Genomic DNA, 13,425 nt, shown 5'->3' with positions numbered 1-13,425 from the left:
TATGCCGGGGATCGCCGACCTTGCTCTCGGAGCCGCTCCCATCGCCGGTGGCGCGATGCTGGGTGTCATCGCGGGCAACCTCAAACCGCCGGACCTGCGGGGCATGATCACCAAGGATCTCGATCTGTTGGACCGGTTGCCCGCCGAAGACGTCGAACGGAAGGCACGACTGAAGGCCAGCATCGACGAACGTATCGACGGCTTGATCGACGCGAGTGACCGCAGTCGCGAGATCCGTGAAGCCGCGATGTCCTACCGCGGGAATTGGCGGGACATCGTCGTTTTCGTGTGCGCCGTGCTGTTCACCATCATCTGGTGGAACGTCAGTCACAGCCGGTCCAACTGGCTGGTGATGTTCATCGCGATGATCGTCGTGTCGGTCGCCGCGGGTATCTACGCGGGCCGCGGAGTGGTCCGCGCGGTCAACAGCTTCCTGCACCGCAACGACGACGAACAGCAGGCCTGAGCGAACCTCAGTAGTGATACGTGTCGGAGGGGGCAGGCACGTGATCCGGATCGTCGCTGTACTCGGGTTCGTGGATGCCGTATGCCCTCGCCAGATCCAGGATCTTGTTGGCCCGGGCGATACGGGGCAGGTCTGACCCGTTGCGGATCTCGCCGCCATCACGCTGGAATTCGGCGAAAAACTCCTTTGCCCAACTGATCTCGTCCTGGGAGGGGGCCAGGCCCTCGTTGACCGTCGGGCACTGATCGGGTGTCAGACAGATCTTGCCGGTCATACCGAACTCGGCCGAGACCGCGGTGGCCTCCGACAGTCGCAGCGCGCTGGACCCCACGGTGGGTCCGTCGATGGCGCCGGGCAGTCCGGCGGCCTTCGCGGCGATGGTGAAGCGTGAGCGCGCGTACGCCAGCGTTGCCGGGTTGTCTCCGAAGCCGGTGTCGCGCCGAAAATCGCCGATGCCGAAGGCAAGTCGGAATGCGCCCTTGGCCGACGCGATCTCGGTGATCCGCTCAAGGCCGCGGGCGGTCTCCACCAGCGCGACGATGGGCACGTCCGGCAGGCGTCGGGCGGTCTCGGTGACATGGTCCACGGACTCGACCATGGCCAGCATGACGCCGCCCACCGCGCTGCCGGCCAACATCTCCAGGTCATCAGCCCACCACGGGGTGCCGAAGCCATTGATCCGGACCCAGTCACTGTTGCCCTCGGCCAGCCAGCGGGTCACCTTCTCGCGCGCGGCGACCTTGTCTTTGGGGGCCACCGCATCCTCGATGTCGAGGACGACGATGTCGGCGCGGGAGCGGGCCGCCGGGGCGAACCGCTCGTACTGCGCGCCGTTTACCAGCAACCAGCTCCGCGCCAGTACCGGGTCGATCCGGAATCCGGGCTCGGTGGGGTGGGACTCGTCGGAGAAGGGCTGGTCATACACGCCGTCAATCGTCGCCTACCGCCTATGCCGTGGCAAAAGCGGCCCCGAACACCCGCTGCGTGTTCTCCCAGTGCCGCTTTGCAGCTGCCTCGTCGTACACCGCCTTGTGATCCGGCACCGCGAAGCCGTGCGTCGCGGGATAGAACTCGATGGTGTGGTCGACGGCTGCGCCGGACAGTGCGTCCTCCAACCTCTTGCCGTCGTCCTCGGTGAAGGAGGCGTCGTTCTCGGCCGCGGCCACATAGACCGTCGCCTGGATCTTGTCGGCCAGCAGGTGGGGGCTGTCCGGATCGTCTTCGACCGCCAGCCGGCCGCCGTGGAAGGACAGTGCGGCCGCGACCCGCTCCGGCACCCGGGTGGCGACGATCAGCGAGGCCCGGCCACCCATGCAGTAGCCGGTGGTGCCGAACTTCTCGCCGGTGACGTCGGGCCGGGCGGCCAGATAGTCGAAGAACGCCTCGGCGTCCGCGGCGAAGATCTCCGGGGTGAGAGTGCTCATCAACCCGAAGAGTTGCTTGCGCTGCTCCTGGTCGCTGAACACGGTGTTGAGGTCGAACGGGCCCCAGCCCGGATTGCGGTAATAGACGTCGGGCACCAGCACGACATAACCCAATCCGGCCAACTCGGCCGCCATCTCTTCCATGGCCGGGCGTAGGCCGCCGGCGTCGGGAAACAGCACAACCCCAGGCCAGGGACCGTCGCCGTCCGGGGTCGCGACGGTGACGCGGCAGGTGCCGTCGGCTGTGGTGATGGTGTCCTGGGTGGTCGGCATGGCTTCCGTTCTACTCCTCGTGGCGCCACGTAAGCTGGCCGTGTGCCGATCCAGACGCCCTACGAGGACCTCCTGCGGAAGGTGACCGAGCAGGGCGTGCCGAAATCCGATCGCACCGGCACCGGCACCCGCAGCCTGTTCGGACATCAGCTGCGCTACGACCTGGCCGCCGGATTTCCGTTGCTCACCACCAAGAAGGTGCACACCAAATCGGTGATCTACGAGTTGCTGTGGTTCCTGCGCGGCGATTCGAACGTGCGGTGGCTGCAGGATCATGGCGTAACGATCTGGGATGAATGGGCCAGTGAGACAGGCGATCTGGGACCGGTCTACGGCGTTCAGTGGCGGTCGTGGCCGACGCCGTCGGGTGAGCACATCGACCAGATCTCGAACGCGCTGGATCTGCTCAAGCGGGACCCCGATTCGCGGCGCAACATCGTCTCGGCGTGGAATGTCGGCGAGATCCCGCAGATGGCGCTGCCCCCGTGCCACGCCTTCTTCCAGTTCTATGTCGCAGACGGCAAGCTGTCCTGCCAGCTGTATCAGCGCAGCGCAGACCTGTTCCTCGGCGTGCCGTTCAACATCGCCAGCTACGCCCTGCTGACCCACATGATGGCCGCGCAGGCCGGGCTCGGCGTCGGCGAGTTCGTCTGGACCGGCGGGGATTGCCACATCTACGACAACCACGTCGAGCAGGTGGCCCTGCAGCTCAGCAGGGAGCCCAGGCCATACCCGGAACTCGTTCTGGCTCAGCGTGATTCAATTTTCGACTACGAGTACGAGGATATCGCGATTCTGAACTACGACCCACATCCGGCGATCAAGGCACCCGTCGCTGTATGACCGGTGATCTTCGACGGCTGGCGCTGATCTGGGCGCAGTCGAGCACGGGCGTCATCGGCCGCGACAATGGCATTCCCTGGCGGCTGCCGGAGGATCAGGCCCGATTCAAGCAACTCACCCTCGGACAGACCGTGGTGATGGGCCGGCGGACCTGGGAGTCACTGCCGGCCAAGGTCCGTCCGTTGCCGGGGCGGCGCAACGTCGTCATCACCCGCAACCCCGGGTATGTCGCAGAAGGCGCCGAGGTACTGACCGGACTTGACGACGTATTCCGGGGTTGGGTGATCGGCGGAGCGCAGATCTATGCCCAGGCCCTCCCGTTCGCCGACCGCTGTGAGGTCACCGAGATCGACATCGATCTGCCGACCGCCGAGGGCGACGCGATGGCGCCGACGCTCGACGATTCCTGGACCCGGGTCCCGGGGGACTGGCTGACCAGCAGCTCAGGGCTGCGGTACCGGTTCTGCAGCTACGTGCGCACGCTGTAGCCGGCCAGTCTGCGCACCTCACTGTCGGGATCGTCTGTGGCCAGCTCGTCGATCCGTCGCTCCAGATCCTTGACCACATGACGGTCGAGATCTCCGGGGCCCATCGGTCCGATCAGATCGCTGAGAACGATGACCGCGTGACGGCGGATCACCGGCTCGGAATGGTCGAGCCCGGTCCGGACACCCGGTAGATCGGCCCGGTCCAGAGTGCAATACCCGGTTCCAGGCTTCAGATCCTTTGCGACCGCCCCCGCGACTCCCGGATCGGCAAGCCCGGCGGCCAGCAGCGTGTAGTCCAGCGGCAGGTGCCCGCGCCCATGATCGCGAAACGAACGGTACGGTGCGGCGACGGCGGCCGATCTGCTATCGGCCGGAAGATCGGCGCGGGCCAGCACCTCCGACCCGGCACCGAGGCGACCGAGTGCCGTGGCCACCCAGTCGTGAGCGTTGCCGCGCAGCGGTAGGGCCGTCCACAGCGCGTCCATCACCTCTGGCGTCGCGATGTTCAGGTCGGCGAGGAGTTTGGCGCCCGTCCAGGCGGTCTCGGGATTCCCGAGTGCCGCAATGGCGGCCGGTACCGCAGCGGCGCCGGTGTCGAGCAGGAGTTCGGTCGCGCGTTCCCGGCCGAGTTCGCTGACCGGCCCGGCGATCAGACCGGCGGCCGCGGCGAGTGCGGCCACCCGCTGCTCGACCGGCATGGCCAGCAGGTCGCGTTCAGTCTCGGCTGCGGCGAGGTACTCGGGGAAGTGACGCCGCAGTTCGTCGGCGGTCAGCGAACGAACCAGCAGATCGGCGTCCTCGTCATCGAGGTAGACCACCGCATCGCCGGGCAGGGTGCCGTCGGCGACCAAGGCGGCCCGCGTCCGGGCGGCGATGTTCAGCATCGCCTGGGCGAACCGGTCCCACTCCTGCTCCCACTGTGCGCGGGGAAGGCCCGTCACGGCGGCGCTCAGCCGATCACCCCACTGTGAATCGGTTTCGCCCCACTCATAGTCCTGGTGCTCCCAGTCCGGTGGACTGAATCGGCAATCCGGATCCTCGACCGACTCCTCGGTGGCCAGCGCCAGGTTAGGTAGGTAGATCACCCCGGTGGTCTCGGCATAGAACTCGCTGAACGCCACGGCATACGGCCTCTCCGAGGCGGCGGCAGCGACCAGCGCGCGTACTGATTCCCCAGCGGCCAGGGTCAACTCGGTCTCGAACGCATCCCAGTCCAATGCCACGCGGACCAGTATCGCTCTAATCCGCTCCGCTACTTGTCGGTCTCTCGCTCCAATCCGCTCCGCTACTTGTCGGTGCCGTAGGGAACGATGGCCAGGTGGCTACCCTCACGACCGCGCAGGCCCGCCGCATCGCCGTCGCCGCACAAGGGTTTCACGACCCCAAACCCCGCGGCCCGGTCACCCGTGCGCACCTGCGGAAGTTGATCTCCCGGATTCAGGTGCTGCAGCTCGACTCGGTATCGGTGGCGGTGCGGGCGCACTACGCGCCGGTATTCAGTCGGCTGGGACCCTACGACCGCGACGCCCTGGACCGGGCCGCGTGGTCGCACAGCGCGCGTTCACCGCGACTTCTGGTGGAGTACTGGGCACATGAGGCTGCGTTGATGGCGGTCGAGGATTGGCCGCTGCTGCGGTGGCGGATGCGGGAGTACACCCACGGCCGGTGGGGCACCGAGATCGTCCGGAAGAACCCCAAGCTGGCTGAGGACATCGTGGCTGCGGTCGCCGAGCTCGGGCCGTCCACAGCCGGCCAGATCGAAGCCCACCTGGAATCCGAGCCGCGCGGCCGCAAGGGACCGTGGTGGGACCGCAGCGAAACCAAGTGGGTGGCCGAGGCGTTGTGGTCCTCGGGAGTCCTGACGACGGCGACGCGTGTCGGCTTCGCCCGGCACTACGACCTCACCGAACGGGTGCTGCCACCGGCGGTGGTGGCCCGAACGGTCGACGACGAGGAAGCGGTTCGGGAGTTGGCCCTACGCGCGGCCACCGCGCTGGGCGTCGGCACTGAGGCCGACATCCGCGACTACTTCCGGATGGGCGCCAAACAGGTCAAGCCCGCGATCGCCAAGCTCGTGGCCGACGGCGAGCTTGAGCCTGTCGACGTCGAGGGCACCCCGGCCTACCTGCGAACGGGTCAGACCGTGCCGCGCCGTGACCGGGGGACGGCCCTGTTGTGTCCGTTCGACCCGTTGATCTTCTTCCGTCCCCGGGTTGAGCGGTGGTTCGACTTTCACTACCGCATCGAGATCTACACGCCCGCACCCAAGCGCCAATTCGGTTACTACGTATGGCCGTTCCTGCTCGACGGGGAGTTGGTGGCGCGGGTGGACCTGAAACGCACCGACGGAGCGCTGCAGGTGTTGGGTGCGTATACCGAGGACGGCCAGGACCGTTTTCGGGTGGCCGACGCGTTGGCAGGGGAGTTGCGGGCGATGGCCGCGTGGCTCGGGGTGGACGACGTCACGGTCGGGCAGCGAGGAGATCTCGCCGGCGCGCTGCGCCGCGCACTGGGATGAGCGGCGGCGCAGCGGTAACGCGGGGTCAGTCGTGTGCGCCGGTACTCACCACCAAACGTCCGGTGGTCTCGCGGGCGGCCATCCGTGCCAATGCCTGTGGCAGTTGATCCCATGCCACGTTGTCGCCCACCACAGTCTGTAGCCGGCCGGTACGCATCAGCTCGAGAATCCGGACGTGGGCGTCGAGGCCCTCGGAGCGGGCCGGCCAGTTGAACCCGAGGGTGCGGCGGACGGCCAGGGGATCGGTCACGTAGACCAGACACACTCCGCATACGTCGAAGTTGCCGTAGGCGATCGGCCGCGGCGAGATGTAGTCGCCGTCCTCCAGTGCGATGTCCTCGGCGAACCCGGCCATCAGGTGGCGGCCGTTGAATCCCATGCAACGGAACGTATCCGTCGTCACGCTGCCGCCCACCGCGTCGAACGCGACGTCTACGCCGCGGCCGTAGGTGAGGTCCATGACTTCATCGACCCAGCCGCTGTTGCGGTAGTTGACGACATGGTCGGCACCCAGCTTCCGGCAGAGCTCGAGCTTCTCGTCGCTGCCGGCGGTGGCGATCACCCTGGCACCCAGTGCCTTTCCGAGAACCAGGGCGCCTGACCCGGTGCCGCCGGCCGCCGCGTGCACCAGCAGCGTCTCGCCGGGCTTCAACCGGCCGCGTTCGCGTAGTGCGAACCAGCCCAGATGGAACGGGTAGTGCAGGGCGGCGCCGTCGACGTCGCTGACCCAGTCCGGCAGATCGAGCACTGTCGCGGCGTCGACGATGGCGTAGGACGCATACCCGCCGAACGCCATCACCGGAATCCCGACGATGCGGCGGCCGACCAGGTGTTCGGCGCCCAGGCCCGCGCTTTCGACCACCCCGACAGATTCCATTCCCGGCACGAACGGCGGCTGCAGCGGCAGTGTGGTGTAGCGCCCCTTGATGATGTCGATGTCGTTGAAGTTCAGGCAGAACGCGCGGACCGCCACCCGGACTTCGTTGGGGCCGGGTGCCCGCACCTCCACCGTTTGGCGTTCCAGTACGTCGGTGGGCTCACCGAGCGCGGTGGCCACCCACGCCTCCGCCGAGATGGGCTGTGGTGCAGTTTGATTCACTTGCCCTCCGTGGTGGTGAGAAAGCGTTCCCGGTAGGCGCGGAACCGCTCGGCCAGGGCAGCCCGATCGACGTGAACGTCCGCCGCGTCGTAGATGACGCCCCCATAACGCCCGCGGGGGTGCTCGGCGAGGAAGCCGGTCATCGCCGCGCGTACATCGTCGCCGAACGGCTGGTCGGCGAGTCGGTAGATCTCGGCCAGGGTGCCCTGCTCGTCCGCCATGAAGTCGTCGAATCGGACGTCGATGGACTGCCCGGCGGGCAGCGCGTCGCGATCGCGGATGCAGCCCGCCAGCAGATCGTCGATGCGCCCCAGCCAGTGCCCGGTAATCTTGGCCACATCGGGCGCAGACACGCCCATCCGCATGGCGTAGCAGATCATGGTCATCATCGACAGCGTCACGTCGACTGGATCACGATGGGTGACAACGAAAGTCGCGTCCGGGAATGTGGCGGCCAGGGTCGGGAACTGCTCCAGATGCTGCGGTGACTTGAGTACCCAGCGGGTTCCGCCACGGAGCCATTGCATCGCCTGCAGGCTGCGCTTGACGTAGGCGTATGACGGCGCCTGGTCGTGCGCCTGGTAGTGGGCGGTGAAACTCGGCACGTAATAGGCGGTTTCGAACAGCATGCCGGAGATGTCGTTGGCCAGGAGCTGGATCTCCTCGTGGGCGTGCTCGACGGTCATGTCGTGCATCCGGCGAAACTCCGGGATCGAGGTGTTCACCAGTTCCAGGCCGGCGGCGCAGCGGTCCCGACGCGGTGCCGGTGTGTCCTCGCCGGGGCCGGGCACCGGCTCGAGGCTCTCCCAGTAGGGCAGATAGCGCAGTGCAGGGTCCGCGGCGAGCAGATTGTGCAGATGCGTGGTGCCGGTACGGGGGAGACCGCAGATGATGATCGGCCGCTCGATCTCGATGCCCTCGATCTCGGGATGGTCGGCGATCAGCGCCTCCAACCGCAGCCGGTTGACCAGGTTGCCCACCAGCTGCTCGAACACGATCCCCACCCCCGTATCGGACAGGCCCGCTTCGTCACGCAGTGCGGTACACAGCACGTCGAGACGTTCCCGGAACGCCGGGTCGCCGAAATCGTCCAGCCCGGACCGCTCGGTTGCAGCCGTCAGCAACGCGTTCGGGTTGAGGTCCAGGTTCGCGCCGTAGGCGGCGAGTCCATCGCGAATCGGCTGGGCGGCCGGGGGATACACCGGGTTTGCCAGGTCGTCGAACCGGATCGGTGCCGGACGCTGCACGTTGGTGGTCACAGGGCACCGACCTCGGCCACGTGGACGACGCGGCACTGCGGCTGCGCGGGAGTCTCCTCGGGCAGGAACCAGCGCAGCCACATCAGGCCCGTGGACCGCCCAGCCGTCGAGACCCAGTTCGGGTGGCCCGGGTCCTTCTCGCTGACGACGATCCGCCAGGACCCGTCCGATTCGTAGGTGACGTGTGCGCCGTTGATGGTGACACGCTCGTGGGTGTAGTCGAAGGTGTGCAGGAACGGATTCCACAGGCAGAGGTTCCAGAACACGCACTCCGGTGAGGTGCCCTCGATGATCAGGGCCTGATCCGACGTCAGATCGTAGGAGCCCATGGCGTATGCCGCATCGCCGGCGGACCACCCGTAGGCATTCTGGGGCACCGGGAACGGCGGGTGCAGCTGGTTGGCGGGCTCCACCTTGGTGGGCAGGAAGGAAACCTGTTCCTGCAGCCAGTTCTTCGCGTAGCGGAAGCGGCGGGCCAGCTCCGCGGCACTGTCCGAGCGCCGGGCGGGCGGATTGACCGTCTCGATCCGCCACTCCGGCCGGCGTTCGGTCGCGGAATCGTTCATATAGTTACGGGTCAAAGCGAATTCGGCGTCGGCATCCAGTTTGAGCCAGGTACCCGGGTGGGGGTCGGGGCTCATGATGAACTCGAAGTTCCCATCCTCGTCGAACTCCAGGTCGCGATTGTTGATGGTGCCCACGATGCGGTCGCTGTAGCGGCCCTCACCCGGCCCGCCGTAGACGGTCATCGACATGTACACCGCGTCGCCGCGGTTACCGGTGACGCGGTAGGTGCGGGCCGGATTCAGCGGGGCGAGCTGATAGAAGGCGTCCGCGTTGTCGCCGCCCCATTTGAGATACGGGCTGGTGGCGTCGACCAGGATCGGCTTGTCGCGGTCGCCCCACACGTAGGCGTCGACGCTGACCCGCAGCACGCTGAACGCCAGGCGGTACCCGTCGAGCAGGTCGGGTTCGCTCAGCGTGGGTTCGGCGGTGAGCAACTTCTGCTCGATGGCGCGCACCGCGTCGAGAAGCGCGTTGAACGCCTCCGACAGTTCGGCCTTGTCGGTCATGGTTGGTCCTTCCTTGGTGGGTGGATACGTCCTGCTCCTTCGATCAGCAAGGAGCACAATCGATCTGCGGTGTCCTCGACGTCGATGTCCGGCTCCATGTGGGCGGTGTAGAACGCGGTGCCGATCAATGCTTGGTAGACCATGTCGACGTCGACATCCGGGCGGATCCGGCCCTGCTCCACGCCGGAGGAGACCAGGGATCGGAAGGCGCCCTTGGTCTGCTCGTCGAGTAGTTGCTGGGTCCGGATGTGCAGTTCCGGGTCGCGGCGACGTTCGGTGAGGATGCCGAGTGCGGCGGCCTCGACCACGGGATCACGCCAGAAGGTGAGCACCGCTGAGATGAAGCCACGCAGGTCGGTCTCGAAATCTTCGGAGACCGGGAGGAGTTCACCGCCGGGTGGCTGGCCGAATGCGGCGTCGAAGACCAGATGGGTTTTCGACGGCCAACGCCGGTAGATGGTGGGCCGGCTGACGCCGGCCTCACGGGCGACGGCCTCGATGGACAGCTGGTCATAGCCGTCACGAGCCAGCAGGCGACGCGTGGCGCTCATGATGTCGCGTTGGGTTTTGGGGTCACGCGGCCGTCCGGGGCCTGTGAGCGAGGACACACGATTACGTTACGATACGTCACGTAATGAGGTCAAGGGCTGGGTTGGCGCTCGCTTTTCTCGCCGTTTTCGACACCGGGTCGTGGTCGTCGTCGAGCAGTCGCCCCAGGGTCGAAAACGGCGCCGTGAATGGGGGTCAGATCATCTGCAGGGCGGCCAGGCAGACATCGGTCGAGGCGAAGGCGTGGGCGGGCTTGACGCGTTTGTGGGGGACGCCGCCGCGTCGCCGCTCGGAGAAGATGATGCGACCGTCCGGGCTGAACCCGATTTCCAGTTCCGTCACCACGCCGGTTGCGCTGAGCATGGGGTGCTCCCACACCATGGTCCGGTACTCCGCATTGGGGCCGCTGTCGAAGATCAGGTCCCAGTCTTTCTCGTTGGCGCGTTCGCGGACCAGATCCAGCATCTCGTAGTGCATAGCGTTCCTCTGTCTCGTTGAGGTGCGTACCTGACTGTGGGTAGGTCAAGCGTGGTTCAAGCGGCATCCGTCGTCTGTCCGCTGATCGGTCTACGGTCGGACGAACTGTCTATCCACCGATCGGGGGACGGTGAGGTGGACGAAATGGTCACTACCCCTCGATCAGCGTCCATTTCGTCGGCCTGGGTGGCTCAGATCATCTGCAGCGCTTCGAGATAGACCTCGGTCGAACCGAATGCATCGGTGGACTTGATGCACTTGTGGGTGATGCCGCCCCGTCGTCGCTCGGAGGATACGATCCGGCCGTCCGGGCTGAATGCAGTCTCCAACTCGATCGGCTGACCCGTTTCGGCAGGGTGCCGGTGCTCCCAGACGGTGGTGCGCAGGTCCCGGTTCGGGTCACTGTCGAACACCAACTCCCAGTGGTGCTCATCGGCCCGTTCCCGCACCAGATCGATTACCTGGTAACTCATGGTGGCTCCCCTCGTGGGCAGGTGAATGTCAGCGCCCGGACAGGACCTGGGTGACGGTGGCGTGCAGGTCGGCGCCCTCGGGGCCGGAAATGCCGGTCTCCCGGTCGAAGGTCGCCGTTCCGTCGGCGTCGATGGTGAAATTGCCGACCTGATCCTGATCGCCACCGGTCACCTTGAAGACCACGGTCGTCTTCTCCGGCAGCGGTTTTGAGCTCACGTATTGCGGGTTGATGGTGTACCGGTAGTTACAGCCCGCCGAGCCGAAACACTTCTGCTCGGTGACGACCACGCCGATGACGAAATCGGCAGCCGTCGGCGGCGATGCCACGGGGGACGGTGTCGTAGACGACGACAACCCGGCGTCCCACGTCGGTGCGTCCGCGGGATTCGAGGAGACACGATCTGGCGAGGCGCAGCCCGCGAGCGTGAGCGCTACGCCAAGCGTGCACAGGGCCAGAGTGTTTCGGTGCGTAGTGATGTTCATGATGCTGTTCTTTCTCAGACTGTTCGAGGTCTGTTGGCTAAGGGGCGTAGCTGCAGTCGGCGATGGTGTACCGGCCGAGCGAGCTGTTCGAGTCGACGAGTTTCCCGTTGACGAAGAGACGGCAGGCAACGGAGGTGCCGTTGGTCTGCGCACTCACGCTGTAGAACGGAAACGTCGCGACGTTGGTGAACTCGCGCCAGTACGTCGCACTGGCTGGCGAATCCTGTTGGATATCGCCGATACCGTCGATGTAGGTGACCAGTGAGACTGGCCCATTGGACTCGATCTCGTAGCGGACTCGGTCGCCGGCGGCGTGGGCCGGGATGGCAGCGGCGATGGGCGCGGTGAGGAGTGTCGCAGCTAGAGCTGCGCGAACGGTCGTGCGTAGCATCGAAAGACCTTCCATTGCGGTGGGTGGGGCTGGGCGGCGGGGCAGGGTCCAAGCTGTGAACCCGCCGCCCGGTGTTCGGGGAACAGGACAGTAAAGAGGAACGGTCCGACAAGTCCGCTCAGGACGCGACAGCTGGGTCGTGGAGCTCCTCGTCGGGCACCTCGGACAGCGCCGTCAGGGCATCGGTCAACAAGCGCTGAATGCCGGCGTTGATACCGGTGCAATCGTTCTCGATCTTGGTGGCGTTCTTCTGGATCGTGCTCGCCATCTTCTTGACCTTGTCGATCAAGCCGAGTTGAGCGATCGCCGCATTGATCTTCTCCTCAGCGGTGGAGATCTCCTCGGAGCCACGACGGCTCGACGCCATCAGTGCGCTGGCCCGCAGCAACATGATCACGGTGCGGAGCAGGTCCGGATCACCGGACTGCGGATCGAAGGCCAGCACGATGCGTCGAGTGCCCAACACTCGGATGGACTGGCCAGTGTTCTGCTCTGCGGTGGGAACGATCCCGAGCGAGGCGTTGGCTTCCCGGTTCCGCTCGGCCTCATCGAAGTAGGGGCCCCACTTGCGATCACCTGAGTCGGTCATCTCCACCACAACCTGCGCCTTGCCGCCATCGACGACGAGCACGCCGTCGCCCTTCTGGCAGCGGGAGATGACACCTGTGGTGGTGCGGGTGTCGACGTATTCGTCGCCTAGTCCGGCCGCGATGTCCTGCAGGAGGCCACCCATCGCGTCCTCGTACTGGAAGCCCTTCTCGGGAGTGCGGGTGGCAACTGCCTTCTTGCCCTCCTGGACCTTCAAGGCGACCACCACGTCGTCGACCTTCTTGGCGAGGTCCGTGTGGTTGTTGGCGATCAGCTCGGTGAGCTTGCGTTGCTGGGCATCGAGAGCGGCGGTGTGCTTGGCGATGGGTGACGTCGGGTCGCTGGGGTCGAACTGCTTGGCGGCCTTGGTGATCAGCTCAGCGGTGCCGGCCTTCAATGTGGCGTCGATGGAGGTGCCGAACTTGTCGAGGATGGGCTGCAGCTTGTCCATCAGCTCGGGGTTGGTGCCGCCGAAGATCTTCTGCAATTCGGCGGCGACGTCCTTCTTCGCGGCGGCGACGGCTTGGGTGAACTCCTTCCGGCTGGTGGCATCGGCCTCGACGATCGCCTTCTTGGCGTCGTTGGCGGCCTTCGCCATGACGTCGGACGCTGCCTGGGTGGCTCGTTGGGTGCTCTCGGTCAGCTTGGTGGTCGAATCTGCAGCCTTATCGCCGACGTGCTTGAGCATCTGCTGCAGTGCCTTCGCGTCCTGCGCCTGGCCAACGGCCGACAGTGCGTGTGCGCCGATCTTGACGGCTTCGGTGACGAACTCGGTGAGGTCGGCGGCTGACAAGACTGTGGGATCTTCGACGATGGGACCGCGTTCCCCGGTGGTCCACCGCTGCGCTTCGCGGACAACGTCCTTGTCCTGCACGGTGAGTCGCTCGACGTCGACCCCGTCGAGGCTGCTGTTGAACTGGGCTTGTGGTGTGGTGTCGGTCATCTCTGCCTCCTGGCATCTGGGGCCACCGCGGAAGTGCGGGGCCGTATGTAGGCAGAATGGCCAGATTGAGTGACAAT

Annotated in this window: 16 protein-coding genes; 4 read left to right on the top strand and 12 right to left on the bottom strand. The window is 66.1% G+C overall.

Annotation, left to right across the window (positions count from 1 at the left end):
* Position 1: 1 nt before the first annotated feature.
* A complete protein-coding gene (locus JOF57_RS14525; RefSeq protein WP_209917538.1) occupies positions 2–466 on the top strand; it encodes a hypothetical protein in 465 nt (154 codons plus the stop codon).
* A gap of 7 nt (positions 467–473) precedes the next feature.
* Here JOF57_RS14525 and JOF57_RS14520 read toward each other — a convergent pair whose 3' ends face one another.
* Both JOF57_RS14520 and JOF57_RS14515 read right to left on the bottom strand, forming a co-directional pair.
* The gene (locus JOF57_RS14520; protein ID WP_209917536.1) at positions 474–1,391 is read right to left on the bottom strand and encodes an HpcH/HpaI aldolase/citrate lyase family protein; all 918 of its coding nucleotides are present in this window, start codon (positions 1,389–1,391) and stop codon (positions 474–476) included.
* A gap of 22 nt (positions 1,392–1,413) precedes the next feature.
* Positions 1,414–2,163: a dienelactone hydrolase family protein gene (locus JOF57_RS14515; RefSeq protein WP_209917534.1), complete on the bottom strand. Its 750-nt coding sequence runs from the start codon at positions 2,161–2,163 to the stop codon at positions 1,414–1,416.
* 42 nt (positions 2,164–2,205) lie between these two features.
* On the opposite strand from JOF57_RS14515, the gene JOF57_RS14510 reads away from it, so the two are divergent.
* Both JOF57_RS14510 and JOF57_RS14505 read left to right on the top strand, forming a co-directional pair.
* Entirely contained in the window at positions 2,206–3,006 is an 801-nt protein-coding gene (locus tag JOF57_RS14510; RefSeq protein WP_209917532.1) for a thymidylate synthase, read from the top strand.
* Positions 3,003–3,494, top strand: a complete 492-nt coding sequence (locus JOF57_RS14505; RefSeq protein WP_209917531.1) for a dihydrofolate reductase — start codon at positions 3,003–3,005, stop codon at positions 3,492–3,494. The genes JOF57_RS14510 and JOF57_RS14505 overlap by 4 nt, the downstream gene beginning before the upstream one ends.
* Here the strand turns inward: JOF57_RS14505 and JOF57_RS14500 are convergent.
* Positions 3,476–4,717 carry a DUF4303 domain-containing protein gene (locus tag JOF57_RS14500; RefSeq protein ID WP_209917528.1) on the bottom strand — a complete coding sequence of 414 codons (1,242 nt, stop codon included), beginning with the start codon at positions 4,715–4,717 and terminating at the stop codon, positions 3,476–3,478. The two genes, JOF57_RS14505 and JOF57_RS14500, sit on opposite strands and share 19 nt — an antisense overlap.
* Before the next feature lie 95 nt (positions 4,718–4,812).
* Between JOF57_RS14500 and JOF57_RS14495 the strand changes: the two genes are divergently transcribed.
* Positions 4,813–6,012, top strand: coding sequence for a winged helix-turn-helix domain-containing protein (locus JOF57_RS14495; protein ID WP_209917527.1), 1,200 nt, complete (start codon positions 4,813–4,815; stop codon positions 6,010–6,012).
* Positions 6,013–6,037: 25 nt separating this feature from the next.
* On the opposite strand, the gene JOF57_RS14490 is transcribed toward JOF57_RS14495, so the two are convergent.
* The 9 genes from JOF57_RS14490 to JOF57_RS14450 all read right to left on the bottom strand — a co-directional run bounded on the left by JOF57_RS14490 (position 6,038) and on the right by JOF57_RS14450 (position 13,348).
* Positions 6,038–7,111, bottom strand: a complete 1,074-nt coding sequence (locus JOF57_RS14490) for a zinc-binding dehydrogenase (protein WP_209917525.1) — start codon at positions 7,109–7,111, stop codon at positions 6,038–6,040.
* Complete coding sequence (locus JOF57_RS14485) at positions 7,108–8,370, bottom strand: sulfotransferase family protein (protein WP_209917523.1); 1,263 nt, start codon at positions 8,368–8,370, stop codon at positions 7,108–7,110. The genes JOF57_RS14490 and JOF57_RS14485 overlap by 4 nt, the downstream gene beginning before the upstream one ends.
* Positions 8,367–9,443, bottom strand: coding sequence for a DUF1214 domain-containing protein (locus JOF57_RS14480; RefSeq protein WP_209917521.1), 1,077 nt, complete (start codon positions 9,441–9,443; stop codon positions 8,367–8,369). Before JOF57_RS14480 ends, JOF57_RS14485 begins: the two co-directional genes overlap by 4 nt.
* Positions 9,440–10,051 carry a TetR/AcrR family transcriptional regulator gene (locus tag JOF57_RS14475; RefSeq protein ID WP_209917519.1) on the bottom strand — a complete coding sequence of 204 codons (612 nt, stop codon included), beginning with the start codon at positions 10,049–10,051 and terminating at the stop codon, positions 9,440–9,442. Before JOF57_RS14475 ends, JOF57_RS14480 begins: the two co-directional genes overlap by 4 nt.
* 136 nt (positions 10,052–10,187) lie before the next feature.
* Positions 10,188–10,469: a hypothetical protein gene (locus JOF57_RS14470; RefSeq protein WP_209917517.1), complete on the bottom strand. Its 282-nt coding sequence runs from the start codon at positions 10,467–10,469 to the stop codon at positions 10,188–10,190.
* 191 nt (positions 10,470–10,660) lie between these two features.
* Positions 10,661–10,942 (bottom strand): hypothetical protein, encoded by a 282-nt coding sequence (locus tag JOF57_RS14465; RefSeq protein ID WP_209917515.1) that lies wholly within the window; start codon positions 10,940–10,942, stop codon positions 10,661–10,663.
* A gap of 28 nt (positions 10,943–10,970) precedes the next feature.
* Positions 10,971–11,426, bottom strand: coding sequence for a hypothetical protein (locus JOF57_RS14460; RefSeq protein WP_209917513.1), 456 nt, complete (start codon positions 11,424–11,426; stop codon positions 10,971–10,973).
* A gap of 37 nt (positions 11,427–11,463) precedes the next feature.
* A complete protein-coding gene (locus JOF57_RS14455) occupies positions 11,464–11,817 on the bottom strand; it encodes an MmpS family transport accessory protein (RefSeq protein ID WP_209917512.1) in 354 nt (117 codons plus the stop codon).
* Between the two features lie 118 nt (positions 11,818–11,935).
* The gene (locus JOF57_RS14450; protein ID WP_209917511.1) at positions 11,936–13,348 is read right to left on the bottom strand and encodes a Fis family transcriptional regulator; all 1,413 of its coding nucleotides are present in this window, start codon (positions 13,346–13,348) and stop codon (positions 11,936–11,938) included.
* Between the last annotated feature and the right edge of the window lie 77 nt (positions 13,349–13,425).

Source organism: Mycolicibacterium lutetiense (genome assembly GCF_017876775.1).
Classification (GTDB): Bacteria; Actinomycetota; Actinomycetes; order Mycobacteriales; family Mycobacteriaceae; genus Mycobacterium; species Mycobacterium lutetiense.
Note: the sequence above shows the minus strand (reverse complement) of the source record. Positions and strands in the feature narration are given on the sequence as shown.